The sequence below is a fragment of the Sinorhizobium sp. RAC02 genome (assembly GCF_001713395.1).
In the GTDB taxonomy this organism is placed as follows: Bacteria; Pseudomonadota; Alphaproteobacteria; order Rhizobiales; family Rhizobiaceae; genus Shinella.
The window spans coordinates 2,733,454-2,759,298 of record NZ_CP016450.1; the positions used below are offsets into that span (position 1 = coordinate 2,733,454).

At 63.2% G+C, this 25,845-nt stretch carries 27 protein-coding genes; 11 read left to right on the plus strand and 16 right to left on the minus strand.

Translation table 11 applies throughout. The features are described from left to right. Window positions 1-2: 2 nt before the first annotated feature. The 9 genes from BSY16_RS13145 to BSY16_RS13185 form a co-directional block, all read right to left on the minus strand. Complete coding sequence (locus tag BSY16_RS13145) at window positions 3-302, minus strand: chorismate mutase family protein (RefSeq protein ID WP_069060074.1); 300 nt, start codon at window positions 300-302, stop codon at window positions 3-5. Window positions 303-638: 336 nt separating this feature from the next. After that, entirely contained in the window at window positions 639-1,643 is a 1,005-nt protein-coding gene (gene cydB / locus BSY16_RS13150) for a cytochrome d ubiquinol oxidase subunit II (protein WP_069060075.1), read from the minus strand. Then, the gene (locus BSY16_RS13155) at window positions 1,633-3,051 is read right to left on the minus strand and encodes a cytochrome ubiquinol oxidase subunit I (RefSeq protein ID WP_069060076.1); all 1,419 of its coding nucleotides are present in this window, start codon (window positions 3,049-3,051) and stop codon (window positions 1,633-1,635) included. The genes cydB and BSY16_RS13155 overlap by 11 nt, the downstream gene beginning before the upstream one ends. Window positions 3,052-3,282: 231 nt before the next feature. Next, a complete protein-coding gene (locus BSY16_RS13160) occupies window positions 3,283-3,552 on the minus strand; it encodes a hypothetical protein (protein WP_069060077.1) in 270 nt (89 codons plus the stop codon). A 549-nt stretch (window positions 3,553-4,101) separates the two neighbouring features. Then, a complete protein-coding gene (locus BSY16_RS13165; protein WP_069060078.1) occupies window positions 4,102-5,271 on the minus strand; it encodes a M20 aminoacylase family protein in 1,170 nt (389 codons plus the stop codon). 14 nt (window positions 5,272-5,285) lie between these two features. Then, entirely contained in the window at window positions 5,286-6,104 is an 819-nt protein-coding gene (locus BSY16_RS13170) for an ABC transporter permease (RefSeq protein ID WP_069060079.1), read from the minus strand. Further along, window positions 6,104-6,832 (minus strand): ABC transporter permease, encoded by a 729-nt coding sequence (locus BSY16_RS13175; protein WP_069060080.1) that lies wholly within the window; start codon window positions 6,830-6,832, stop codon window positions 6,104-6,106. The genes BSY16_RS13170 and BSY16_RS13175 overlap by 1 nt, the downstream gene beginning before the upstream one ends. A gap of 70 nt (window positions 6,833-6,902) precedes the next feature. After that, window positions 6,903-7,682 (minus strand): transporter substrate-binding domain-containing protein, encoded by a 780-nt coding sequence (locus tag BSY16_RS13180; RefSeq protein WP_069060081.1) that lies wholly within the window; start codon window positions 7,680-7,682, stop codon window positions 6,903-6,905. 29 nt (window positions 7,683-7,711) lie between these two features. Then, window positions 7,712-8,485, minus strand: a complete 774-nt coding sequence (locus BSY16_RS13185; RefSeq protein WP_069060082.1) for an ABC transporter ATP-binding protein — start codon at window positions 8,483-8,485, stop codon at window positions 7,712-7,714. A gap of 213 nt (window positions 8,486-8,698) precedes the next feature. On the opposite strand from BSY16_RS13185, the gene BSY16_RS13190 reads away from it, so the two are divergent. From BSY16_RS13190 to BSY16_RS13210, 5 genes are all read left to right on the plus strand, one after another. Then, window positions 8,699-9,577: a dimethylarginine dimethylaminohydrolase family protein gene (locus tag BSY16_RS13190; RefSeq protein WP_069060083.1), complete on the plus strand. Its 879-nt coding sequence runs from the start codon at window positions 8,699-8,701 to the stop codon at window positions 9,575-9,577. Window positions 9,578-9,600: 23 nt separating this feature from the next. Continuing rightward, complete coding sequence (locus BSY16_RS13195; protein WP_069060084.1) at window positions 9,601-10,239, plus strand: TetR family transcriptional regulator C-terminal domain-containing protein; 639 nt, start codon at window positions 9,601-9,603, stop codon at window positions 10,237-10,239. Between the two features lie 31 nt (window positions 10,240-10,270). Beyond that, window positions 10,271-11,461: a pyridoxal phosphate-dependent aminotransferase gene (locus BSY16_RS13200; RefSeq protein WP_069061532.1), complete on the plus strand. Its 1,191-nt coding sequence runs from the start codon at window positions 10,271-10,273 to the stop codon at window positions 11,459-11,461. Continuing rightward, a complete protein-coding gene (locus tag BSY16_RS13205) occupies window positions 11,458-13,065 on the plus strand; it encodes a 5-guanidino-2-oxopentanoate decarboxylase (RefSeq protein ID WP_069060085.1) in 1,608 nt (535 codons plus the stop codon). The genes BSY16_RS13200 and BSY16_RS13205 overlap by 4 nt, the downstream gene beginning before the upstream one ends. A 204-nt stretch (window positions 13,066-13,269) precedes the next feature. Beyond that, the gene (locus BSY16_RS13210) at window positions 13,270-14,157 is read left to right on the plus strand and encodes a hypothetical protein (protein WP_150129957.1); all 888 of its coding nucleotides are present in this window, start codon (window positions 13,270-13,272) and stop codon (window positions 14,155-14,157) included. Window positions 14,158-14,205: 48 nt separating this feature from the next. Here BSY16_RS13210 and mscL read toward each other — a convergent pair whose 3' ends face one another. Continuing rightward, the gene (gene mscL / locus BSY16_RS13215; protein ID WP_069060087.1) at window positions 14,206-14,646 is read right to left on the minus strand and encodes a large conductance mechanosensitive channel protein MscL; all 441 of its coding nucleotides are present in this window, start codon (window positions 14,644-14,646) and stop codon (window positions 14,206-14,208) included. Between the two features lie 187 nt (window positions 14,647-14,833). Between mscL and BSY16_RS13220 the strand changes: the two genes are divergently transcribed. Further along, window positions 14,834-18,334 (plus strand): hybrid sensor histidine kinase/response regulator, encoded by a 3,501-nt coding sequence (locus tag BSY16_RS13220; RefSeq protein ID WP_069060088.1) that lies wholly within the window; start codon window positions 14,834-14,836, stop codon window positions 18,332-18,334. A 5-nt stretch (window positions 18,335-18,339) separates the two neighbouring features. On the opposite strand, the gene BSY16_RS13225 is transcribed toward BSY16_RS13220, so the two are convergent. Next, complete coding sequence (locus tag BSY16_RS13225; protein ID WP_069060089.1) at window positions 18,340-18,993, minus strand: response regulator; 654 nt, start codon at window positions 18,991-18,993, stop codon at window positions 18,340-18,342. 71 nt (window positions 18,994-19,064) lie between these two features. Next, window positions 19,065-19,493: a hypothetical protein gene (locus tag BSY16_RS13230; protein WP_069060090.1), complete on the minus strand. Its 429-nt coding sequence runs from the start codon at window positions 19,491-19,493 to the stop codon at window positions 19,065-19,067. Window positions 19,494-19,601: 108 nt separating this feature from the next. Here BSY16_RS13230 and BSY16_RS13235 point away from each other — a divergent pair, with 108 nt between their 5' ends. The 3 genes from BSY16_RS13235 (at window position 19,602) to BSY16_RS13245 (ending at window position 21,513) form a co-directional block, all read left to right on the plus strand. Continuing rightward, on the plus strand, window positions 19,602-19,949 hold the full coding sequence (locus BSY16_RS13235) for a DUF952 domain-containing protein (protein WP_069060091.1): 348 nt from the start codon (window positions 19,602-19,604) through the stop codon (window positions 19,947-19,949). Further along, complete coding sequence (locus BSY16_RS13240; RefSeq protein WP_069060092.1) at window positions 19,949-21,034, plus strand: quinone-dependent dihydroorotate dehydrogenase; 1,086 nt, start codon at window positions 19,949-19,951, stop codon at window positions 21,032-21,034. Before BSY16_RS13235 ends, BSY16_RS13240 begins: the two co-directional genes overlap by 1 nt. A 134-nt stretch (window positions 21,035-21,168) precedes the next feature. After that, window positions 21,169-21,513, plus strand: a complete 345-nt coding sequence (locus BSY16_RS13245; RefSeq protein WP_069060093.1) for a DUF2934 domain-containing protein — start codon at window positions 21,169-21,171, stop codon at window positions 21,511-21,513. Window positions 21,514-21,530: 17 nt separating this feature from the next. Here the strand turns inward: BSY16_RS13245 and BSY16_RS13250 are convergent, their stop codons facing one another. Genes BSY16_RS13250 through BSY16_RS13265 form a run of 4 tightly spaced genes read right to left on the minus strand, consistent with a single transcriptional unit; the run spans window position 21,531 to window position 24,012 of the window. Further along, window positions 21,531-22,892 carry an MATE family efflux transporter gene (locus BSY16_RS13250; protein ID WP_069060094.1) on the minus strand — a complete coding sequence of 454 codons (1,362 nt, stop codon included), beginning with the start codon at window positions 22,890-22,892 and terminating at the stop codon, window positions 21,531-21,533. 10 nt (window positions 22,893-22,902) lie between these two features. Continuing rightward, window positions 22,903-23,223: a putative quinol monooxygenase gene (locus BSY16_RS13255; RefSeq protein WP_069060095.1), complete on the minus strand. Its 321-nt coding sequence runs from the start codon at window positions 23,221-23,223 to the stop codon at window positions 22,903-22,905. Between the two features lie 31 nt (window positions 23,224-23,254). Further along, on the minus strand, window positions 23,255-23,743 hold the full coding sequence (locus tag BSY16_RS13260; RefSeq protein ID WP_069060096.1) for a CAP domain-containing protein: 489 nt from the start codon (window positions 23,741-23,743) through the stop codon (window positions 23,255-23,257). Between the two features lie 2 nt (window positions 23,744-23,745). Then, on the minus strand, window positions 23,746-24,012 hold the full coding sequence (locus BSY16_RS13265; protein WP_069060097.1) for a DUF6460 domain-containing protein: 267 nt from the start codon (window positions 24,010-24,012) through the stop codon (window positions 23,746-23,748). A gap of 154 nt (window positions 24,013-24,166) precedes the next feature. On the opposite strand from BSY16_RS13265, the gene BSY16_RS13270 reads away from it, so the two are divergent. Both BSY16_RS13270 and BSY16_RS13275 read left to right on the plus strand, forming a co-directional pair. After that, window positions 24,167-25,108 carry a class I SAM-dependent methyltransferase gene (locus tag BSY16_RS13270; protein ID WP_069060098.1) on the plus strand — a complete coding sequence of 314 codons (942 nt, stop codon included), beginning with the start codon at window positions 24,167-24,169 and terminating at the stop codon, window positions 25,106-25,108. 53 nt (window positions 25,109-25,161) lie between these two features. Beyond that, window positions 25,162-25,797: a YitT family protein gene (locus BSY16_RS13275; RefSeq protein WP_069060099.1), complete on the plus strand. Its 636-nt coding sequence runs from the start codon at window positions 25,162-25,164 to the stop codon at window positions 25,795-25,797. Window positions 25,798-25,845: the final 48 nt, after the last annotated feature.

The window sequence follows — 25,845 nt, forward strand, 5'->3', positions numbered from 1 at the left end:
CCTCAAACCTCGCCGAGCTGCGCCTTCTCGTAAGCGATGGCGTGCTCTATGAGCTGCGCCCAGATCTCTTCGTAGAAACCGCCGTCGAGAGCGTGGGTCTCGGCGTTGTGGCGGGCGTTGTCGCGCACTTCACGAACGCGCTCGGGAACGTCGGCGGGAATGCCGAGGCCGGCCTTGATCTCGGCGGCGCGGCGAATGAAGCTCCAGCGTTCGGCAAAGAGCGCCATCAGCGTATGGTCAACCCGGTCGATGTTTTCCCGGATTTCCGCCATCGTCGTGCAGTCTGCCGCAATCTTCGCCATTCCGGTCTCCTTCATGGGCACCCGGATAGCAGAGGAATGTTTGGGGGGAAAGGCATCTCTCCGTCGCGAGACACAAGGTCACGGTCGGGGCCACATGCAGGCCCGGGGGTAAAGCGAAAGGAGGGTGCGGTCCTGTCTTTCGCTTGCGGGCCTGCATGCTGGCCGAGGCGGAACCTAGGCATGTAAGCTGGCGCGAAGCTGGATGATGTCACGTTACGTGAAGTCACGTTCCGATCACCAGTTTGATGGCGAAACCGACCACGGTGACCACCAGAACGCCGCCCGCCCACAGGCCCACGAACCACAGCAATTTCCGCCCTGTCGAGTTCTCCACCATCAATGATAACCCTCCTCCGGATCGACCTTGCCGCGGAAAACCCAATAGGCATAGGCCGTGTAGCCGAGGATCATCGGTACGAGCACCAAGGCGCCGACCAGCAGGAAGGAAAGGCTTTCCTCGGGTGCGGCCGCCTCCCAGATCGTCAGCGAGGCTGGCACGATATAGGGATAGAAGCTGATGCCGATGCCGGCAAAGCCGAGCACAAAGAGGCCGAGCGCGGCAATGAACGGCCGCGAATCATGTTCGGTGCGCAGCCCTTGGATCAGCAGGGCGAAGCAGCCGAGCACAAGCAGCGGCACCAAGACGCTGAAGGCAACGGTCGGCCAGCCGAACCAGCGGTCGAAGTAGAGTGGCTCCATGAAGGGCGTCCACAGGCTGAATATGCCCATGGCGGCGAGCGTGCCGATGCCGGCCTTGAGCGCGTAACCGCGGGCACGGGCAGCGAGATCGCCGCTCGTCTTCATCACCAGCCAGGTCGCACCAAGCAGGGCATAGCCGACGAGGAGGGCAAAACCCGTTGCGATGGAGAACGGTGTCAGCCAGTCCCACCACCCGCCGACATAGGCGCGGTTTTCCACCGGGATGCCCTGCACCAGCGCACCGAGCGCCACGCCCTGGCTGAAGGCCGCGACCATCGAGCCGCCGGCAAAGGCGATGTCCCAGAGGAACTCGCCGCGCCGCGTGCGCCAGCGATATTCGAAGGCGACCCCACGGAAGATCAGGCCGAGCAGCATCAGGATGAGCGGCATGTAGAGCGCCGGAAGGATCGTCGCATAGGCGAGCGGGAAGACGGCCATCAGCCCGCCACCGCCGAGCACCAGCCAGGTCTCGTTGCCATCCCAGACGGGCGCGACGGAGTTCATCATCACGTCGCGGTCGTGTTTTTCCTTGAAGAAGGGAAAGAGGATGCCGACGCCGAGATCGAAGCCATCGAGGATGACATAGGCGAGCACGGCAAAGGCGATGATCGCCGCCCAGATGAAGGGAAGGTCAAACGCCATGGTGGTGGCTCCCGGATTTGCTAGCAAGGGCGGCGGCCGGCGTGATGCCGGCTGTGCGGAGCGGACCGTCCTGAAGATCCGGCATCGGATCGCGCGGCAGACGACCCATCAGGCGCAGGATGTAAAAGGTGCCGGCGCCGAAGACGAAGAAGTAGACGATAATGAAGGCGATCAGCGAGGTCGCGACGGCCGGCGCGTCGATGGGGGCGACGGAATTGGCCGTCAGCAGGTGACCGTAGACCGTATAGGGCTGGCGGCCCACTTCCGTCGTCACCCAGCCGGCCAGTACGGCGACGAAACCGGCGGGTCCCATCAGGACAGCGGCGCGGTGCAGCCAGCGGTTCTCACTGAGCGTGCCCCGCCACCGACACCAGAGCGACCAGAGCCCGATGGAGAGCATGGCAAAGCCGATGGCGACCATGATGCGGAAGGACCAGAAGACGATGCCGACCGGCGGATGCAATTCCTTCGGTACGGAATCCAGCCCGGCAAGCGGGGCGTTGAGGTCATGCTTCAGGATGAGGCTCGAAAGCTTCGGGATCTCGATGGCATAATCGACACGCTGCTCGGCGGAGTTCGGAATGCCAAACAAAATGAGCGGCGCGCCGTCCGGATGGCTCTGGTAGTGCCCTTCCATCGCCATGACCTTGACCGGCTGATACTCCAGCGTATTCAGCCCATGCATGTCGCCGGCGAAGATCTGGATGGGTGCGACGATCGCCGCCATCCACATCGCCATGGAGAACATCTTTCTGGCACGCTTCGGCGCATCGCCGCGCAGCAGGTGGTAGGCGCCGACACCGCCGACGACGAAGGCGGTCGTGAGATAGGCGGCGAGCACCATGTGCACGAGCCTGTAAGGGAAGGAGGGGTTGAAGATCACCGCCCACCAGTCGACCGGCACGAACTGGCCGACATCGTTGATGGCAAAACCGGCCGGCGTCTGCATCCAGGAATTGGCGGCAAGGATCCAGGTGGCCGAGATCAGCGTGCCGACGGCGACCATGAGGGTCGCGAAGAAGTGCAGCTTCGGACCGACGCGGTTGAGGCCGAACAGCATGACGCCGAGGAAACCCGCCTCAAGGAAGAAGGCCGTCAGCACCTCGTAGCCCATCAGCGGCCCGATGACCGGCCCGGCCTTGTCGGAAAAGACGCTCCAGTTCGTGCCGAACTGGTAGGACATGACGATGCCGGAAACCACACCCATGCCGAAGGCGAGCGCAAAAATCGTCTTCCAGAAATTGAAGAGCGAAAAATAGACCTCGTCCTTCGTCCAGAGCCACAGGCCTTCCAGTACCGCGAGATAGCTCGCCAGCCCGATCGAGAAGGCCGGGAAGACGATGTGGAAGGAGACGGTGAAGGCGAACTGGAAGCGGGCAAGCAGTGTTGCGTCCAGCGATTCGAACATTGGCCACGACCTTTCTGAAGCCGCCGCAATCCCAATCAGGCTGCGGTCGCCTCAAAGAATGCGGCGCAAAACAGGCAAAGGTCAATTCCGTCCGTACACCCACGTTGCCGCAGCGCGACAATCGCCCGCGTGCGGCATTTCCGCCCCGACCTTGGCAGGGCCGAAACGAGCGAAGCTCCCGGCGGGGGCACACCGGGAGCTTCGCGAAGGCGTCGAACGTGGCACTATGCCTTAGCGGGCATTGGGGTTCGCGCCCTGATAATAGTCACCGTTCGCCCGGCCGACCTTCACGCTCTGGCGGTAGCCACCGTCGGCGGCATAACCACTGCCGATGCTGTTGGTGCGGACGCGATCGATTCTCTGGCTATCCATTTTCTGGTTCTGCTCCGATTCCGGATAGGCGCCCTTATAGTAGTCCCCGCCGGCGAGAGCGGCCGAGCCACCGAAAACGGAAGCGGCAAAAAGAGCGGTTGCGAAAGCTGCGTTAATGGTCTTGGTCATTGTCTTGGTCCTTTTCATATGTGCTTTGCATCAAAGCTTGAAGGGAGTTTCAGCCAGGCTTTTCGGCATCGGTTACGACATCGCCATTCCCTTCGCTTATCTCCGGAAGCGGGTATTGCCGCTTTCGTCAAATAAAGATGGTCCCTCATTTTGTGGGCCGCAAGGGTCTCAAATTGGAAACAGTCGTCAACGTTTTTCGAACAATGAAAATCGTTACTCCCGCGCACAACCGGGGGCGCCAAAAACCAAGAAACCGTCCATCAGGACGGTTTCTGTCAAAAGGGAAATGACATCTCAAGGTATTGATTTGGCGGGGATTTTAAATATGCGAATCCACGCAAGCACGCCGAGGATGCAGCGAACGGCAGGAGCGTTAAGGATTGAGGCACTAAACGGCTCGGCACCGATTTCAAGAGTTTCACGAATGTGTGACACTCAAAAAATCAGAGCCGAAAGCCGCCAAAACACGGAATGAATCGTGGCAAAATTGTGGTGAAACCGCTCTGTGGACCGGGTCCCACTCGCGTCGCCGAAACGGCTGCACGGGCGTCAGGCCGCCCGCAGGTAATGTTCCGTCAGTTCCGTCCAGAAGGCCGCACCGACGGGCAGCAGGTCGTCGTTGAAATTGTAGGCGGGGTGGTGGAGCGAATGGTCGTTTTCGCCACTCTTGCCGCCAAGGAAGAAATAGGTGCCCGGTCGTTCCTTCAGCATATAGGCAAAGTCCTCGCTGCCCATGAAGGGGCGTTCGAGGTCGACGACCTTGTCGGCGCCGGCAAAGCGCGTGGCAAGTTCGCGCACCAGATCGGTCTCGGCCTTGTGGTTGACCGTCGCGTCATAGAAGCGCTGGTAGTTCACCGTGGCGCTCATGCCATAGCTTTCAGCCTGGCGTTCCGCAATGAGGCGGACGCGACGCTCCAGCTCGTCGCGCACCTTCGGATCGAAGGAGCGGATACCGACGACGATTTCCGCTCGGCTCGGGATGATATTGCTCGCCGAACCCGAATGGAACGAGCCGACCGTTACCACCGTCGGATCGATCGGGTGGATGTTGCGCGAGACGATGGTCTGGAGCGCCATGACGATCGAGGCGCCGCAGACGATCGGATCAAGCGTCTCCTGCGGCTCCGCACCGTGGCCGCCGACACCGTTCACGGTGATGCGGGCCTCGTCGACCGCCGCCATGATCGGGCCTTCGCGGAGCGCAAACTGGCCGAAGGGCAGGCCGGGCTCGTTGTGGAGGGCGAAGACGGCATCGCAGGGAAATTTGTCGAACAGCCCCTCCTCCACCATAATTTTTGCACCGCCGAAATTCTCTTCCGCCGGCTGGAAAATCAGGTGCACGGTGCCATCGAAATTGCGCCTTTCGGCGATCGCCTTGGCGGCACCGAGCAGCATGGTCGTGTGCCCGTCATGGCCGCAGGCATGCATCTTGCCGGGCGTCTTGCTGGCATAGGGAAGGCCGGTTTCCTCGAAGATCGGCAAGGCATCGATATCGGCGCGGATGCCGATCGACTTGCGGCTGGTGCCGTTCGTTAGCGTCGCGACGAGGCCGGTCTTGGCGAGCCCACGGGTGACCTTGTAGCCATAACTTTCCAGATGGCGCGCGATGACATCAGAGGTGCGCACTTCTTCCAGGCCCAGTTCCGGGTGTTCGTGCAGGTCGCGGCGGATCGCCACCATTTCAGGCATGGAGTTCTTGAGAGTCGTATGGATTGTCATGTCATTGTCCGTTTTCAGGCACCGCGTGTGGGAATTCTGCTTTCGAAATAGCGAAAGGCGACCACCAGGATAGCGGTCAGGCAGAGATAGATGAGGGCAAGCAGCAGCAGCGGCTCATAGGTGATGTAGGTTTCCTGCCGCACCTTGGAGATGACGGCATAAAGGTCGATGACGGTAATCGTCGCCACCAGCGGCGTCGCCTTCAACTGCAGCACGGTTTCGCCGTTCAGCGTCGGCAGAGCACGGTGCACGGCACGCGGCAGCCAGATGCGGCGAAAGACGGTGAAAGGGCTCATGCCATAGGCGCGGGCGGCTTCCAGCTCGCCGGGCGGAACGCCGGCAAAGGCGCCACGCATCACCTCGCCCTCATAGGCGGCGAAGGACAGCGTCAGCGCCGCCACGCCATAGGGCCAGGCCTCGCGCAGATAGGGCCAGAGGAAGGAACTGCGGATTCCCGGAAACTGCGGAAAGAGAGAACCGAGGCCGTAATAGAGCAGCCAGAGCTGGAGCAGCAGCGGCGTGCCGCGGATGATCGTGCAGAAAACGCGGGCCAGCACCTTCAGCGGCCAGGGGCCGGTCACCTGCACCAGCCCGATCGGCACGGCGAGGAAGAAGCCGAGGATCGAGGTGCTGAAAAGCATCAGCAAGGTCACACCGATGCCGTGGACAAGGCGGCCGGAATATTTCGGCACCCAGTCCCAGCGCATGAACCAGACGATGCAGAAGACGAGAAGGGCCGCGATCGCCATCAGCACGATGCGATGCGGCTTGAACATGCTCGCTTTCGTCGGCAGTTCGGTCAGCGCGAGGGCGGAAATGGTCGGATCGCTCATCAGCTGGTCCTCGCCATGCCACGCCGATAGTGGCGCTCGATGAAGCCGATCAGCACGTTGGAGACCAGGGTAATCATCAGGTAGAGTACGCCGGCCGCGCAGAAGAACAGCAGATAGGCCTTGGTGCTGCCCGCCGCCTGGCGCGTCACCAGCGTCAATTCGCTGAAGCCGACGACGGCAAGCAGTGCCGTATCCTTGGTGGCGATCAGCCAGAGATTGGAGAGGCCGGGAATGGCATGCGGCAGCATGGCCGGCAGCGTGATGCGGCGCATGATCTGCGTGGGCGACATGCCATAGGCGCGCGCCGCCTCCATCTGTCCCGCCGGCACCGCCTTGATCGCGCCGCGCAGCACCTCCGTCGAATAGGCGCCCTGCACGACGCCGATGACGAAGATACCGGCCGCAAGGCCGCTGATATCGACCGGGCCGAAGCCGACAAGCGCGGAAAGCTGGTTCAGCACATCCGTGCCGGCATAATAGAGAATGAGGATCAGCACGAGTTCCGGCACCGCGCGCACCAGGGTCGTGTAGACTTCGAGCAGGTCCTTGGTGACCGGGCCGCCATAGAGCTTGCCCATGGCGCCGCCGGTGCCGAGAATCAGGCCGAGCGTATAACCGCCGACAGCAATCTGGAGCGATTGCCAGAGCCCCGCCAGCATGACCCCGCCCCAGCCGGGTGGGTCGAAGGCAAGCAGGCTCCAGTTGATCAGCGATCCGGCATCGGCCATAGGGTCTCGTGTCCGTTCGAGGGGAACTGCCGGCGACGTGCGCCGCCGGCATCAGGCACAAGGCAGGCGATCAGCCGCCGTAGATGTCGAAGTCGAAATACTTCTTCGAGAAGGTGTCATAGGTGCCGTTGGCGCGGATCGCCTTGATCGCGGCGTTGATCTTGTCCTTCAACTCCGTCTCGCCCTTGCGCAGGCCGACGCCGACGCCGAGACCGAGGATTTCCGGATCGTCCTTCACAGTGCCCTTGAGGTCGCAGCAGGCGCCCTGCTCCGTCTTGGTGAAGTCGGTGAGCGCGATGGAATCCGCCTGCACGGCATCGATACGGCCGGCAGCGAGGTCGTTGTTGGCCTCGTCCTGCGTCTGGTATTCCTTCACCGTCACGCCGGCGGGCGCGAAGTACTTGTTGGCATAGACCTGGTGAATGGTCGCCACCTGCACGCCGAGCGTCTTGCCGGCAAGGCCTTCTGGCGTCGCGTCGAACTTCACGTCCTTGGCGCCGATGATGCCCGGAGGCGAGTTGTAATACTTGTCGGAAAAGTCGATCGTCTGCTGGCGTTCCGCCGTGATCGACATGGAGCCGATGATCATGTCGATCTTGTTGGTGGTGAGCGCCGGGATGATGCCGTCCCAGGCGACCGGTGTCACGACGCAGTCGAGCTTCGCTTCGGCGCAGATCGCCTTCATGAAGTCCACTTCCCAGCCTTGCCAGTTGCCGGAGGCGTCCGGCGAGGTGAACGGCGGATAGGGCTCGGCGGCAAAACCGACGCGAACCTGCTGGGCCGAGGCACCGGAGACGGCGGCAAGGCCGATCGCGGCGGCAAGGGCGATTGTCTTCAAGGCACTCTTCATGATTTTCCCTCTGTTGGTTTTTTTGGGTCTCAGTGAATGGAGCTGATGAACTTCTTCAGCCGCTCCGATTTCGGCGCTCCGAACAGTTCGTCCGGCGGGCCCTGTTCCTCGATGACGCCGTTCGCGAGAAAGACGACGTGGCTCGCGACATTGCGGGCAAACTTCATTTCGTGGGTGACGAGGATCATCGTGCGCTTCTCCTTGGCGAGGTCGCCGATGACGGAGAGCACCTCGCCGACCAGTTCAGGATCGAGCGCGGAGGTCGGTTCATCGAAAAGCATGACATGGGGCTGGATGGCGAGCGCCCGGGCGATTGCGGCGCGCTGCTGCTGGCCGCCGGAGAGAAAGGCGGGATAGGCGTCGCGCTTCTCATGGAGCCCGACACGGCGCAGCAGCGTCTCGGCGCGGGCGATTGCCTCATCCTTCCTGATGCCGAGAACATGCACCGGCGCCTCGATTACGTTTTCGAGGATGGTCATGTGCTGCCAGAGATTGAAGCTTTGGAACACCATACCGAGGCGGGAGCGCAGGCGCTGCACCTGCTTGCGGTCCGATGGCATCATGCCGCCATGGCCGTCCATCTTCATGGCAATCGTCTCGCCATGGATGGTCACCGAGCCGGCACTCGGCAGTTCCAGCATGTTGATACAGCGCAGAAATGTCGACTTGCCGGAACCCGAACCGCCGATGATGGCAATGACGTCGCCTTCATGCGCGGTGAGCGAAACCCCCTTGAGAACTTCAAGCGGCCCGAAGCGCTTGTGCAGGTCCCGGACCGCGATTGCCTCGGCACGTTCCGTCATCGTGGAGAGGTCTCCAGCGCACGGAAAATCGATGCATGGATCATGCCAAACTTCCCCTGTTTTCAGCGTTCCCGCGGGCATCTTCGGCCCGTCGTGTCGTCTTGTTGAAAGCATCGTGGCACTTGTTAAGAAATTATTCAAGCGTATAATAGGCCAATCGCTGACTTTTCCGGCAGCGCCCGCCCATGATCCATTTTCCAGCAGGAGCATTGAATGACCGCCTACGGTTCGCAGGAAATGTCGGCCCCCCTGATGCGCGTTCTCATGCGCCGCCCAGGCGCAAGCCTGAAGGCCGCCGATCCCGCCAAGTGGCACTATGGCCCGACCTTCGATGGCGCGCGCGCCGTTCACCAGTACAAGGCCTTCGCCGACCTGGTCGAAAAGTCCGGCAGCGAGATCATCTGGCTGGAGGACGAGGGCGATGGTCTTGCCGACGCCATGTTCACCCATGATCCGTCGCTGATGTCGGACTATGGCGCGATCCTCTTGCGCATGGGTAAGCCGCTGCGCGTCGCCGAGACCGCCCTGCACGAAAAGGCCTATGCCGAGCGCCAGATTCCGATCCTCGGGCGCATCGAGGGCGACGGCACGGTGGAAGGCGGCGATTGCATCTGGCTCGACGCCAAGACGCTGGTCATCGGCCGCGGCGTGCGCACCAATCAGGAAGGCATCGACCAGATCTCGAAGATCCTCGCGCCGCATGGCGTCACGGTACTTGCCTATGACCTGCCGCTCTGGCACGGCGAGGAAGCCTGCCTTCACCTGATGAGCGTGATGAGCCCGCTTGCCGACGATCTGGCGCTGGTCTTCGCACCGCTTCTGCCGGCCGCTTTCTACCAGTTGCTCAAGAAGCGCGGCATCCGCCTCATCGAGGCGCCGGCCGACGAATTCCATGCCAGCAACGGCCTGTCGCTAAACGTGTTGCCGACCCGGCCTTACGAGGTCATCATGGTGGAGGGTTTCCCGGCCACCAAAGCGGCGATGGAAGCGGCCGGCTGCACGGTCCAGACCTTCGAGGCCGACGCGCTCTGCATCGCCTGCGAAGGCGGCCCGACCTGCCTGACGCGACCGGTGCTGCGCCGCGCCGCCTGAGGCACCAACGAACGAGGGGGACCATGGCCCGCCGAACCTTCCATCGCGCCCCCGAGGCCGAACGCCGCCACGATCTGATCGAGGCGACGCTCGACTGCATCGCCGAATATGGCCTGCAGGGCGCGACGGTCCGGCAGATCGCCATCAAGGCGGGCGTCACGGCGGGGCTTATCCGGCATTATTTCCAGTCCAAGGAGCATATCCTCCAGGAGGCCTATCGCCTCGTCATCGCGCGGCTGACCGAAAAGGCCGAGCGGGTGACGGGCGATCCGGAAACGCGGCTGCGCGACTTCATCGTCATCAACCTGACGGAACCGGTCGCCAACAGCCGCAGCCTCTCGCTCTGGGCCTCGTTCATTAGCCGGGTCAGCGTCGATCCCGAACTCGCCGCGATCCACCGCGAAGGCTATCTGAGCTTTCGCGAAACGCTGGAAAGCCTGCTCGCCGATTTCCTCGCCGCCCGCGGCGAGGATGCCTCGCCGGAGCGCTGCCGAACGCTCGCCATCGCGGTCAATGGCCTGCTCGACGGCCTGTGGCTGGAGGGTTGCCTCGCGGGCGAACTTTTCGGGGAAAGCGAACTTGTCGAGATCGCGCTGACATCCATCGAGGCGATTGTCGGAATACGTCTCAAGCCGGTCGACGCCGCGGGCGCCGATCGCTAAACCACACCAAAATGAAATGCAGAGGACGGCCATGCGCTACGCATCCATCACAGACCGGCTTGCCAATCTCGGCTCAGAAAAATGGGCCATCCATGCCGAAGCCCGGCGGATGAAGAAAGAAGGCAAGGCCGTCATCGAACTCACCATCGGCGAGCCGGACGTGGCCCCTGACCCGATGCTGCTGAACGAAGCCGTACGCGCCATGCATGCCGGCCGCCACCGCTATTCCAACGGCCGGGGAGAGCCCTCCGTCGTGGATGCCCTTGTGCGGAAATACCGCAAGCGCCGCAGCGATGTGACGGCCGAAAACGTGCTGTGCTTCCCGGGAACCCAGACCGCTCTCTTTGCCGTCATGCTCGGCCTCGTCGAAGCGGGCGATGCCGTGCTCGTCGGCGATCCGCTTTATGCCACCTATGAAGGCGTCATCCGCTCCACCGGTGCCGACCGCATTGCCGTGCCGCTGCGCCCGGAAAACGGTTTTCACATGAAGGCCGCCGACCTTGAAGCCGCGATCACGCCGCAATGCCGCGTGCTGCTGCTCAACACACCGCACAACCCGACCGGTGCGGTGCTGAGCGCGGAAGAAATCGCCGAGATCGGCGCCGTCTGCCGCAAGCACGACCTGTGGATCGTCTGCGACGAGGTCTATGAACAGCTCGTCTTCGGCGCCACCTTCGCCTCGCCCTTCGACAATCCGGGCCTCGCCGAGCGCACCATCGTCGTCTCCTCGATCTCGAAATCCCACGCCGCACCCGGTTTCCGCAGCGGCTGGGCGATCGGGCCGGCCGAATTCTGCACGCGGTTGCTCTCGGTTTCCGAAACCATGCTGTTCGGTGGCCAACCCTTCATCGCCGACATGACGGCCTATGCGCTCGACAACCCGATCGCCACCGCCGCCACGATGCGCCGGACCTACCAGGCACGCGCCACCCGGTTCGCCACGGCCCTCGCCAAGGCTCCCGGTCTTTTGCCGCTGCCGCCGGAAGCCGGCATGTTCATCGTCGTCGATGTTGCCGGGACTGGCTTGAGCGGCGAGGACTTCGCCTGGGCACTGCTGCGCGAGGAACTGGTCGCCGTCATGCCGGGGTCGTCCTTCGGCGATGCGGCCGAAGACTATATCCGCCTGAGCCTGACCGTACCCGACGATCATATCGACGAGGCCTGCCGACGCATCGCAGCGCTCGCCGCCCGATCGGCAAGCCCCAAGGAGCGCCGTGCATGACCACGAAAACCGTAGGCGAAGTTCTCGTCGACCTGCTCGAAGCCAATGGCGTCGAGGTCGTGTTCGGCATTCCGGGCGTGCATACGGTCGAGCTCTATCGCGGGCTCGCCGCCTCGAAGATCCGCCACATCACGCCGCGCCACGAGCAGGGCGCCGGCTTCATGGCGGACGGTTACGCCCGTGTTTCCGGCAAGCCGGGCGTCGCCCTCGTCATCACCGGCCCCGGCCTCACCAACACCATCACGGCGATGGCACAGGCGCGGCAGGATTCCGTGCCGATGCTGGTGATCTCAGGCGTCAACCGGCGCGATTCGCTGGGTCACGGCCGCGGCCTGTTGCATGAGTTGCCGGACCAGCAGGGCATGATGAAGACGCTGGCCCTCTATTCGCACACGCTGCTCAACCCCGCCGACCTGCCGCTTGTCGTGGAGCGCGCCTTCGCGGTGCTGCTCTCCGGTCGCCCAGGCCCCGTGCATATCGAAATACCGACCGACGTGATGGCAAAACCCATCGAGACCGGCAGCTTCCCGGCCGCCGTCGCGACCCGCCCGCGCGCCGATGCGGAAACGCTTCAGCGTGCCGCAATCCTCTGCACCAATGCCTCCCGCCCCGTCATTCTAGCGGGTGGCGGCGCGATCACGGCGGAAGAGGAAATCCGCGAACTCGCCGAACGGATCGGCGCACCGGTGGTCACCACAGTCAATGGCCGCGGCCTGCTCGGCGGCCATCCGCTGCGCATTCCGGCAAGCCCCAGCCTCAAGGCCGTGCGGCGGCTACTCTCCGATGCCGATCTCGTTGTCGCTTTCGGTACCGAATTCGGCCCGACGGACTATGACATCAATGTCGATGGCGGCTTCCCGCGCCTCAAGACGCTGATCCGCATCGATATCGACGCGGCCCAGCTCGCTCGCACGCCACAGTCTGGCCTGTCGATCTTCTCCAGCGCCAAGACGGCAGCGGCCGGCATGCTGGGCTTTCTGGAAGGCCACAAGCCGATCAGCAACGGTGCAGCACGCGCCGAGACTGTACGCAAAAATGCCTGGAACGAGCTGACGCCGAAGATGCAGACGGAAGTCCGCATCATCGATGCGATCTGGAAGACGCTGCCGAAGGCGATCATCGTTGGCGATTCCACGCAGGCCGTCTATGCCGGCAACTACTATTGCGATGCGCCGCGCGTACGCAGCTGGTTCAATGCCGCGACGGGTTACGGTGCACTCGGCTTCGCGCCGCCTGCGGCCGTGGGCGCGGCACTTGCCGAACCCGATGCGCCGATCATCTGCCTGGTCGGCGATGGCGGCCTGCAATTCTCCCTGTCGGAAATCGGCTCGGCAGCGGATGCGAATGCCCGTGTCGTCTTCCTCGTCTGGAACAATGACGGCTACCAGGAGATCGAGAATTTCATGGTCGATGCCGGCATCACGCCGGAGGGCGTAAAACCCTCGGCGCCGGATTTCATCGCCATCGGCACCGCTTATGGCCTGCCCTCCGAACGCCTCGCCGACGTGCGCGATCTCCCGGCCTCACTGGAGCGGGCCGCGGCTCGAACGGGGCCGAGTTTGGTCGAAATCCACCAGACAAAAACAGTCGGAGCGACGGCGTAGTCTGCAACCCCTTATACAGCCGGCGGCCCACGGCTGCCATCTGTATAAGAGGGCATGAACCCGCCAGGAATACCCCGTGAAGGCGGTAAACCCTGTTGGCGACTTCACCTGAGCCTTTGCAAACCGTGTTTTATTTGTCATGGATGCGGCACTGTCTGCCGCCCAACCGCGCGCGCGGTGATCGAAAGCAAGTCGGATACAGGGTTGGCCAACCGGTACACGTTTCCAGGACCCGTCTACCAACGGCTGCCGCCCGACATGCGGCCGCCAGCGCCGTCGCTTGCCCGGCGTTTTCTCGACTGGATCCCGGTGCATGATTTTCTGGCGGCGAAGTTCGGTTTTACCAGCCGCTTCAATCGAACCGTCGCGCACCTTGCCACGGAGGGCGGATCGGGGCTTTCCACCACGCAGAGCCACTTCCATTTCGGCGATGCCCTGTTCCTGACGATCAATCCGAAAATCGTGCGCACGCGGCTGCGCGACAACTTTCTGGACGGCAATCGTCCACGGTGGATCGGTCGACATTTTCTCGATGGCGGCGACTGGAGACCGATCCTGCAGCCGATCGACAGATCCTTCTCCCACGGCGAGATCGTGGAAATCTGCCAGCTGCGGCGGCGTTTTCGCGAAGGTCGTCACTACCGTCACTACGCCAGCAGTATCAACAACGGCGTTGCGGTGCAGCGAAATCGCGTGGCTATCGATACGATCGACAAGCTGGACAGCTACTTCGAGTACTATCTCGCCCTCATCGAGAACATCGAGGAGAACGGGATCGTGTCGCGTGGCGATCTTGGCCTGAAGGACCAGACCGGGCAATGGCACCGCTGGACACGTTCGCTGTGGCAGGATCTGGCCGAACGCGATATCGGCGTTGCGATCAATGCCAGCGGGCGTCTTGTGCGCCACACGAGCGGCAAGCACCGCATGGCGGCAGCACTTGCCCTAGGCATCGATAGTGTTCCCGTCGAAATCCGCCTCGTTCACGCCGGCTGGTTGCTGCGGCGGTCCGAGCGCCTGGGACTTTCTCCGGAAGAAGCCCTGCTTGCAACAATCGAACGCGCCCGCCTGAAGGGCTGGGCGATAAAATAAAAGGCCCGACGAGCCGGGCCTTTCGTTCGAAAACGGGAGAGCAGCGCCTCAGGCGGCCGGGCGGCTCTTCAGAAGATCGCGAATTTCGGTGAGAAGCAGCACATCTTCCGGCGGCGGTGCAGGTTCGGCGGCACCGGCAGCCTTTTCCTTCTCCAGCGACGCGCGCATACGGTTCACACCCTTGATCATCAGGAAGATGATCCAGGCGAGGATCAGAAAGTTGATCAGGACGGTGATGAAGCTGCCATAGGCAAAGACTGCACCCTGTTCGCGAGCCGCCGCAAGCGACGTCGCCGTCACATTGCCCGACAGCGCAATGAAGTAGTTGGAAAAGTCGAAACCGCCGCCCGTCAGAGCACCGACAATCGGCATAACGAGGTCGTTGACGACCGATTCGACGATCTTGCTGAAAGCTGCACCAATGATGACACCCACGGCGAGGTCCATAACATTACCGCGGGCGATGAACGCCTTGAACTCATTGAGCATACGGGTCTCCTTTTGCTGCGACGCAGAAGCAACCTAGTTTAGTTTTTCGCGTTAGGAAACTGCGATCCATCAATATTTAGGGGTTTACACAGGGGGACTTTTCACCCCCGACCTTAGCTGCAATTTCCTTCCGCAACGCTTTGGCCTATTCTGCCGAAAGACGGCCGAAGGACTGCGGGGGGGAAGCATGCCGGGCTCACTGATATTCGCCTTGGCACTCGCCTATCTGCTCCTGCTCTTCGCGGTAGCAAGTTACGGCGACCGGAAGGCCAAACGCGCCGGGCACACGTCGAAGGGCCGGCCGCTCGTCTATGCCTTGAGCCTGGCCATCTACTGCACCTCCTGGACCTATTTCGGCGGAGTCGGTCTCGCCACCACACATGGCCTTGAGTTTCTCGGCATCTATATCGGCCCGATCGTGATGTTCACCCTCGGCATGCCGCTTCTCCGCCGCATCGTCACACTCGCCAAATCCGAACGCCTCACCTCGATTGCCGACTTCGTCGCCGCACGTTACGGCAAGAATCCTGGTGTCGCCGCTGTCGTCGCCCTCATTTCGCTGATCGGCTACATTCCCTATATCGCGCTGCAATTGAAGGCGGTCTCCAGCTCCGTCTCGGCCATGGTCGACACGACGGGCTTCGGCATCGCCGCCTCGGGCGGGCTCATCGATCTGCCACTCGTCGTGACGTTATTCCTTGCCTGCTTCGCCATCGTCTTCGGCACACGCCACACCGACGCGACCGAGCACCAGGACGGCCTCATCCTCGCCATCTCGATGGAATCGCTGGTCAAGCTCATCGCCATCGCCTCGGTCGGCCTCTACGTCATCTATGTGATGTTCGACGGACCGGGCGACCTGTGGCAGCGCGCATCCGAAAACGAGCGTATGATGCAGGCGCTGTCCTATGAGACGCCGATCGCGCGGTGGATCCTGCTGATCACGCTCTCCGCTTTCGCTATCGTCATGCTGCCGCGCCAGTTTCACGTCACGGTGGTGGAAAACCGCACGGCCGGCGAATTGCGCACAGCCGGCATTCTCTTCCCGCTCTATCTGATCGCCATCAACCTCTTCGTGCTGCCCGTCGCCATCGGTGGCGTGCTGACCTTCAACGGCACGGGCGATCCCGACCTTTACGTGCTGACCCTGCCCTTCGCGCTCGACCAGCCGCTATTGACGCTCATCGCCTTCATCGGCGGCTTCTCCGCCGCCACCGCCATGGTCATCGTCGCATCGGTGGCGCTTTCCATCATGGTGTCGAACGACATCGTCATTCCGGTGGTGCTGCGCCGCAACCTCATCGGCGGCGTCGAGCAGCAGGACGATCTTTCACGCATCCTGCTGCGCATCCGGCGCCTTGCCATCTTCTTCGTGCTGCTGCTCGGCTATGCCTATTATCGCGCGGCGACGGCGAATGCGGGGCTTGCCTCGATGGGCCTCCTGGCCTTTGCCGCCGTAGCGCAGGTGGCGCCTGCACTGCTCGGCGGCCTGTTCTGGCGCAATGCCAATGCGCGCGGCGCCATGGCCGGCATGATCTGCGGCCTCGTCATTTGGGCCTATCTGCTCTTTCTGCCGAGCATCGGCGTTGCGGACAATGCCTATGTCGCCGAAACCGTGCTCGGCTTCCTGTTTCCCGGCTCCACCATCTTTACCGGTGAGGCAGCCGATCCGCTGGTCAACGCGACGCTGCTTTCCATGATGGTCAATATCGGCGCCTATGTGATCGGCTCGCTGACGCGCAACCCGACCTCGCTGGAGCGCCTTCAGGCCGGCACCTTCATTCGCTCGAAACCACGCCTCGAACGCGCCTTTCGTGGTCGCCGCACGAAAGTGACCGTGCGCGACCTCAAGACCACCATTGCCAAGTATCTCGGGGAGGAGCGCATGCAGCGCTCCTTCCACACCTATGAGCGACAGGTCGGCCGCTGGCTGGAGGACAATGCACCGGCGGATGCCGCCATCGTGCATTTTTCCGAACAGCTGCTCGGCAGCGCCATCGGCTCCTCTTCCGCCCGCCTCGTGCTCTCGCTCGTGCTGCAGCGCATCGACGACACGCCGACGGATACGGACTGGCTGCTCGACCAGGCCAGCGAAGCCCTGCAATACAATCAGGACATGCTGCAGACGGCACTTGGCCAGATGGACCAGGGCATCGCCGTCTTCGACAGCGCCGGTAACCTCACCGTCTGGAACCGCCGCTTTCGCCATCTGCTCGATTTGCCGGAATATGTCGGCCAGGTCGGCTTTCCGCTCTCCGATATCGTCGAAATCCTCGTCGAACGCGGCGATATCGCGGAGACCGATCGCGAGGCGGCGATCACCCGCACCATGACGTTTGACGAGCCTTTCGCGCTGGTGCTGGGCGGCGGCGAGCGCATCGTCGAAATCCGCACCAACGCCATGCCGGAAAAGGGTTTTGTTTCCACCTATACCGACATCACCGATCGGGTGGCCGCCGACCGGGCGCTGAAACAGGTCAACGAAACGCTGGAGCAGCGCGTCGCACAACGCACCGTCGAACTCACCCGCGTCAACACAGAGCTTGCCGAGGCCCGCGCGGCCGCCGAAGAGGCCAATATCGGCAAGACGCGCTTCTTCGCCGCTGCCGGCCACGACATTCTCCAGCCGCTCAATGCGGCGCGCCTCTACTCGTCCACCCTCGTGGAACGGCTCGGTGAGACGGAGAACCGCGAGATGATCCACAATATCGATTCCTCGCTCGAATCGGTGGAAGCCATCCTCGGCGCAGTGCTCGATATTTCCCGCCTCGACACGGGCGCGATGAAGCCGCGCGTGCAGACGGTCCCGCTCAAGGATCTCCTGAAGCGCATCGAGACCGACTTCGCGCCGATGGCACGCGCAAAGAACCTCAAGTTCACCGTGCTGTCCTCGTCGCTTGCCATACGCACGGACCCGAACCTGCTGCGCCGTGTCGTGCAGAATCTGGTCTCCAACGCCATCAAATACACCAACTCCGGCAAAGTGCTGGTCGGTGTGCGGCGCAAGGGCGGCCATGCCATCATCCAGGTGCTTGATTCCGGCATCGGCATTCCCGCCTCGAAATTCCGCACCGTCTTCAAGGAGTTCGCCCGTCTCGACGAGGGCGCGCGCACCGCCCCCGGACTCGGGCTCGGCCTTTCGATCGTCGACCGCATCTCGCGCGTGCTCTCCCACCCGGTCGAACTGCAATCGACGCCCGGCCGCGGCACCAGTTTCAAGGTGCGCGCGCCGATCGACGCCGCCGCCAGCCGCCACGTGGCCGACAAACCCGCGGAGGTGCCGGCAAGCGACGAGCCGTTGAAGGGCCTGCGGGTGCTGTGCATCGACAACGAACCAAAAATCCTCGACGGCATGCGGTTGTTGCTCTCCGGCTGGGGCTGCACGGTCACGCTCGCCGAATCAATGGCGGCGGTCGAGGCGATGGTTGCGGGTGGCGCACCCCCAGTCGATGCCGTCATTGCCGACTACCATCTCGGCGACGGCACGGGCATTGCGGCGATCGGGAAATTGCGCGCGGCGCGCGGCCGCGAGGTGCCGGCCCTGCTCGTCACCGCCGACCGCACACCGGATGTGCGCGCCGAAGCCGAACGCGACAATATCATCGTGCAGAACAAGCCCGTCCGCCCCGCCTCCATGCGGGCCTGGCTGACGCAGCTTTCAACGATACAGCGCGAGGCCGCGGAATAGTAGGATCAGGCCGCCGCCTGTGCGGCGCCGATCTTGCCGAGCTGGATAACCGCCTGGGTGCGGCTGTCGACATTGAGTTTCAGGAGAATTGCCGAGACATGCGCCTTGATGGTCGCCTCGGAGACGCTGAGTTCATAGGCGATCTGCTTGTTGAGCAGGCCCTCGGCGAGCATGGCAAGCACGCGGGACTGCTGCGGGGTCAGCGTGCGCAGCCGCGCGATGAGGTCTGCCACCTCGCTGTCCTGCTCCGGCCCGCGCACATAACCGCCAGGCGTATAGATATTGCCCTCCAGCACTAGGCTGATGCCCTCGCGGATGTCTTCGATGGAGGCCGACTTGGAGATGAAGCCGGAGGCACCGAGATCGAGCGCGCGGCGGATGGTGGCCGGGTCGTCGCTTGCCGAAACGATGACGACCGGCAGGCTCTGGAATTCGGCCCTGAGCGAGATGAGGCCGGAAAGGCCACTGACGCCCGGCATAGCGAGGTCGAGCAGCAGCAGATCGGCATTGGGATTGCTCTCGGCCGACTTGCGCGCCGCCTCGAAATCCCCCGCCTCGACGATATCGGGATTGCCGTCCATTCCGGTCAGCGCCTGTTTCAGCGCGCCGCGGAACAGCGGATGGTCATCCGCGATGATGATCGTGAGTGCCGATGCCATGCGCTCCCTCCCAAGAGTATATGGACCTCGTGACGGAGGCGGCACGGTCTCAGCCGGCGCGGAATACTCCGTCAGGTCTTCTGCGGGATCGTGTCTTTCCCGGGGGCGGTTTCCTCCTCGCCGTCCTCCAGGTTTTTCACGATGCCCATGAACCTTTGCATCATCTTTTCCATGATGCTCATCGTCCGGTCAATCTCTTCATCCGTCGGTAGTGCGGGTTTTGCATCGCTCAGTGCGGTTGCACCCCCTTTTTCGAGGGCTTCGACGCGCTTGGTGAGCAGATCGAGTTCTTTTTCGAACGCCGCGCGCTCGTCGGCGGCCATGCGGCAGACGATCTGGCCATCCTGCTCGCGGCACAGCGAAACCTCGCCGGTCGTGGTGTCGAGGCGGACAAAACCGCCCTCGGTCTTCTCCATGCGATAACGCCCCTCGCCCTCGGCATGGGCGGACCCCGCCAGAAGGGTGGCGGCGACAATCACTGGCAGAGAGCAGATTCGCATGCAAAATCCTCCAAGAGCCGGTTTCCGGGCCTGTCGCCGGTGGACATTCGCCGTTCTTTGCGGCAAGCGCTACCGTTGAATGCGGTAGCCTTGGGAGAAACGGGCGAGATGGCCAAAACAATCTACAAGATCGTTCCGGCAAGTCTGTGGCAAAAAACCAGGGAGACCGGGATTTTCGAGGGCGCCGCGATCGACCTCGCTGACGGCTTCATCCATTTCTCCACCGCGACCCAGGCGCGGGAGACAGCGGCCCGTCATTTCGCCGGGCAGAGCGATCTTCTCCTCATCGCCGTTGATGGCGGCTCCCTTGGCGAAAAACTCGTCTACGAGCCATCGCGTGGCGGCGATCTCTTCCCGCACCTTTATGCCACCCTGCCGCTGTTCGCCGTGCTCTGGGAAAAGCCCCTGCCGCTTGGCCCCGACGGCACCCACCAGTTTCCGGAGATGTCCCTCTGATGTCGCTGCTTTCGACCCTTGGCCGCAAGGGCCTCTTCCTGTTCGACCCGGAAACCGCGCACGGCATGTCGATCGCCGCGCTGAAGACCGGTATCGTGCCGGCCTGCCCGGCAAAGCCCGATCCGCGCCTTGCACAGACCATTGCCGGCCTCACCTTTCCCAACCCGCTCGGCCTGGCCGCGGGATACGACAAGAATGCCGAGGTGCCGGAAGCCCTGCTGCGTCTCGGCTTCGGCTTCACGGAAATCGGCACGGTGACGCCGCGCGCCCAGGAGGGCAATCCGAAGCCGCGCATCTTCCGCCTCGTGGAGGACGATGCCGTCATCAACCGCCTCGGCTTCAACAATGCCGGCCATGCAGCAGCACTCGAACGGCTGAAGGCCTGCCGACGCGATGCGCTGATCGGCGTCAATATCGGCGCCAACAAGGACAGCACCGATCGCGTCGCGGACTATGTTGCGGGCATCCACACCTTCTACGACGTCGCCCGCTATTTCACCGCCAACATTTCCTCGCCCAACACACCGGGCCTGCGCGACCTTCAGGCAAAAGACAGTCTCCATGCGCTGTTGTCCGCCGTTCTGGCTGCCCGTGCGGAGGAGGCGGCCCGCAGTGGTCGCCATGTGCCGATCTTCCTGAAGATCGCACCGGACTTGACGGAAGAAGGCCTCGACGACATCGCGGAAGTGACGCTTGCCCATCCGCTGGACGGCCTCATCGTCTCCAACACGACGCTGTCGCGTGCCGGCCTTCGCAATACCAGCCAGGCCGGCGAGGCGGGCGGCCTTTCCGGCAAGCCGCTGTTCGAAAAATCGACGATCGTGCTTGCCAAGATGCGCAAGCGCGTCGGCGAAAGCCTGCCGATCATCGGCGTCGGCGGCGTTTCCTCGGCAGAGACGGCGGCGGAAAAGATCCGCGCCGGTGCGAACCTCGTGCAGCTCTATTCCTGCATGGTCTATGCAGGTCCTACCTTGCCGGGCGAGATCGTGAGCGGCTTATCGCGCCTTTGTGATCGCGAGCAGATCGCCTCGATTTCCGCGCTTCGCGGCACGCGCACCGCCCATTGGGCGGACCGTCCCCTCTGATCCCACGGGAACCAAAGGCCTCCCTCCGGGTTACGTCCCTGCGGGTGGAGTGTCCGGCAAAAGCCGATTCGCATCGACGGTAGCCTGCACCGATCCCGCCGAAACGGCCAAAAAAGCCGGGAAGGGACGATACGATGGATGATCACGACGAACGAATCCGCCAAAAAGCCCATGACATCTGGGAGGAAGAAGGCCGTCCGGAGGGCCGGGAATATTCGCACTGGCTGCGCGCCCGTGCGGAAATTCAAGAAGAAGACGGCAAGGTCAGCGGTCTTGTCCAGCGCCGGGACCAACCTTCGGGCGAGGCCATCGAGCGGACCAGCAAAGCCGATATCGCCCTCAATGCGCTTCCGCCAGGCACCGTGCCGGAAAATCCGACGGCGGAAAATCCCGACCGCATCGTCCGGCTGAAGCCGAAACAGGTGAAAAAGCCGCTGGATGCCCGGGACATCGACGCCCAGCTTGACGAGCCGTTCTGAATGGCAGGGGTCGGAGCCTAGCTCCGGCCCACCCCGGAAAACTGCCGCGCCGTCAGCACCGGCAGGCGCAGCGCAAGAAAAATCCCCCGAAACGCCAGGAACAGATTGAGCGCCAGCCAGAGCCCGTGATTGCCGAAGAGCGGCACGAAGAGGGCAAGCGCGATCAGATAGCCGGCGAAGGCTGCGAGCATCATGTTGCGCATCGCCGACGACCAGGTCGCGCCGATGAACACGCCGTCCATCTGGAAGGCAAGTGCCCCGGTGATCGCCGTCAGCGCCGCCCAGGGCAGGTATTTTGCCGCCTCCGCCCTGACACTTTCCGTCGTCGTCAACAGGCCAATCACATCCGTACCGAAGGCGAGGAAGAGCGCCGTCGTGATCGCGCCGAGCCCGAACGACCAGAGCATGGTGAGCTTCACCGCGCGGTCGAAGGCCGGCCGGAAATTCGCGCCGAAGGCCCGGCCAACCAGCTGTTCGGCCGCATTGGCGATGCCGTCGAGATAATAGCCGGCGACGAGAAAAATGTTCATCAGCACCGCATTGGCGGCAAGCACCAGCGGACCCATCGACGAGCCGATGCGCGTCATGATGGCGAAGGCGCCGATCAGCACGAAGGTGCGGATCATGATGTCCCGGTTGAGCGAGAACAGCGCCCGCAGCCGTTCGCGTGCGAAAATTTCGGCCCGCGCGGGACGATGAGCCCGGTCGAAGCGCGACACGACGATGAGGAGCCCCGCCAGCATGCCGATCGTCTCGCCGGCAAAGGTACCCCAGGCGATGCCGGCAATGCCCCAGCCGAGCCCGAGGCCAAGCGTGATCGACAGCACGATATTGATGCCGTTGATGATCGCCTGCAGCAACAGTCCCGTCATGCCCTGTCCGCGCCCCAGCACGAAACCGAGCAGCGCATAGTTGGCAAGTGCCATGGGGGCGGCCAGCACGCGGATCGTGAAATAGGTGGACGTGACCTCCGCGACACCCGGCGACGGCGCCATCAGGAAGAGCCCGGCAGACAGCAGCAACGGCGAGAGCAATGCGATTCCAAGCCCGCAACAGAGCGCGATGATCAGAGAGCGCCAGTAGACCGCCTGTTCCTCGCGCCGATCGCCGCGGCCGAAGGCCTGCGCCACGAGGCCGGTGGTGGAGGCGCGCAGAAAATTGAAGCTGCCGAGCAGAAGATCGAAGATCACCGCGCCGATGGCCATGCCGGCAAGCGCATCCGCCGAGCCGAGCCGGCCGGCAACCGCCGTGTCGGTCAGCCCGATCAGCGGCGTCGTCAGGAAACCGAGCGTCATGGGAATGGCGATCGCCAGCACCAGCCGGTGCGTCACCTTGAAGGGACCTGCGCCCTCGTTTTCGCTTGCTGCCGTCGCGCTCATGCCCTGCCCTCTACTTGGCACTCATCAGGATCGGCGTCACCGGCACGAGGCGGAGCGCGCGAACCATGGAGGCCGTGAGCATCTTGTACTTCTGAAAATGCGGCGTGGCGAGGTGGGCCTGATACGCGCTTTCATCGGCATAGACTTCCAGCAGCCGGATCTTCTCCGGCGCTTCGACAAGGGAAACCGCATGCAGCATCAGGACGCCCGGTTCGAGCCGAACGGATGCTTCGATTTCTTCCGCAAGCAAGGCTTTGTACGCATCGAGCTGCGCGGGATCGATTTCAAGCTCGGCAATCCGGACGATCTGCTGATCTCGATTTCGGTCCACGCGCCGCTCCAATTGCTACGAATATGGAAACTCAGCCCGAAAGCACCATCGCCCAGTAAGGCCGGTTGCCGGACGAGGGATTGGACACCACCGCAACGCCGAGGCCCTGAAAACTCTTCCCCAACATGTTTTCCAGATGTTTTGGTGAACGATACCAGGCATCGAAGGCTTCTGTCGCACTATCCTGCCCCGCGGCGATGTTTTCCGCCGCCGGCAGCGCCACCTCCATGCCCTTCATGCGCTTGGCGAAATTGGCGCCGAAGCCGATATTGTGCTCCATCTTGCCGGCAGAGGCCATGCGGCTTGCCTGGTCCATCGCCGCACGCTGCGCCGCCTTGTCGATAGAAAGCGCCGGCAGGCCGCGGTCGGCCCTCAGTTTGTTGACGAGAGCAAGCGAGGTCGGCGTCTGGTCGCTGCCAGTGCCGGCCGACGGGCTCAAAACGCTGGTGGTGGAGCAGCCCGCGGCAAGCGCTGCGGCGGCCACGGCGGAGGCGGTGAGAAAAGAACGGCGGGACAGCATGATCAGCGGCGATAGCTCACGAGGCGGATGAGGATGAAGACCGGTATGACGATGACGGCACCGAGCAGCAGGTAATCACCGAGGCGCCCGAGCGTCTTGAAGCCGGTGTTCCACAGGTCGAGGAAGAAATCGCGCACCGCAAACAGAATATCGTCCGGGTAAAGCCCGAAGATCGACATCAGGAAGCCCACCGCCACCGACAGGATCAGGAGCTTGATGAGCACGCGCAGGGGGCTGTCGCCAAGAAACCCGTTCACGCCATTCGACATCCGCTGATTCTCCAAAAATTCGTGTCCTTCAGATAAGCGCTCAACCCTTGCGCCGCAAGCAATGGTCGCCGGTCCGAGAATTCGCTTGCCTTTTGCCGCGGCCCTGCCATGTAGCGTCGCAGTTCCCCGTTTCCGAGCCCCCCGACAAGCACCGATGACGAGCCCGCATTTTTCCTCCGGCGATCTCATCGCCGACCGTCGCGCCGACTATGCCCGCATGTTTGCGGAATCGGGCGAGTTCGCGGAGGCATACGAGGTCATGGAACAGGCGCTCGAACAGGTACCGACCTGGGCCGCCGGCTGGTTCCGGCTCGCCGAATATGCCGAGAAATCGGGCCGCAAGGAGGCGGCGACCGCCGCACTCGAAAAAGTCGTGGCCCTCGACCCGACCGACATTTTCGGCGCCGGCCTGAAACTTGCCGTGCTGGGCGCCGCAGAAGCCCCCGCCGCGCCCCCGAGCTCCTATGTGGAACGCCTCTTCGACGACTATGCCAACCGCTTCGACACGGCTCTCGTCGAGCGGCTGGACTACACCGTGCCGCAGACGCTCGCCCGCCTCGTGCGCAAGCATGCCGACGAAGACGCACGGTTCGACCTCGTTTCGGATATCGGCTGCGGCACCGGCCTGTTCGGCGTGGAAATCCGTGCCCATGCCGGCAGTCTCGAAGGTTTCGACCTGTCCGCCGGCATGCTGGCGAAAGCAGGGGAAAAGGCGGTCTACGATCATCTGGCGCAGGTCGACCTGTCGCTGCCGGCGCAAACAAGTGGCCTCTTTGCCGCGGCAGTGGACGCGCGCGCCGACCTCGTCAGCGCTGCCGACGTGCTGATGTATCTCGGCGATCTCGCAGAGGTTTTCCCGAGCGTCGCCCGGCTTGTCAAACCCGGCGGCCTCTTCGCCTTTTCCGTCGAGGACGGCGGCGAGGGCGATGCGCCCCTGCTGCGCCCGTCGCTGCGCTACGCCCATCCGGAAGCCTTCATCCGCCGACGGATGGTGGAAAACGGCTTCGACCTCGTCGCGCTGGAAAAGAGCGTGATCCGGCGGGATGCCGGCCAGCCGGTGCATGGCCTGCTCTTCCTCGCGCGGCGGCAGGGATAAGCTTGCACGGGCGGCGGCGCCCTATACAACACAAAGACCATCGGAGATCAGGCATGGACGTTGACAAGCGGCGTTACGGCTTCTGGAACCCCACCCCGACCCGCCATACCCCGCTGGAAGATGCGCAGGGCCTGTTTGCGAGCAGCATGATCGCCGCACTCGGCCTCGCCTTGATGAGTAGCGCCGGGCTGGTGGCAAGCGGCACGGCCGGCGTCGCCTTCATCCTGCACTATCTCACCGGCTACAGCTTCGGCCTCTTCTACACCGTCGTGAACATCCCCTTCTACGTGCTGGCGCTGAAGCGCCTCGGCTGGGCCTTTACGATCAAGACCATCATCGCCGTCTCGCTCACCTCCGTCATCACCGAGCTGCAACCCCATTTCGTGCGCATCGAGAGCATCGATCCGATGTGGACGGCGGTGCTGGCCGGCATCCTGCTCGGCTTCGGCCTGCTCGGCCTCTACCGCCACCGCGCCAGCCTTGGCGGCGTCGGGGTACTCGCGGTCTACCTGCAGGAGCGTTTCGGCATCCGCGCCGGTCTCGTCCAACTTGCCTTCGATCTTTTCGTGCTGGCCGCCGCCTTCCTGGTCGCCCCGCCCTTCATCGTGCTCTGCTCGGTCGTCGGCGCCGTGGTGCTGAACCTGTTCCTTACCGTCAACCACCGCGCCGACCGCTACATCGCCATGTGAACCTATTTTTGCCGAAGCCGCTTCACATTCGGTTGCCCGTCACTAGCT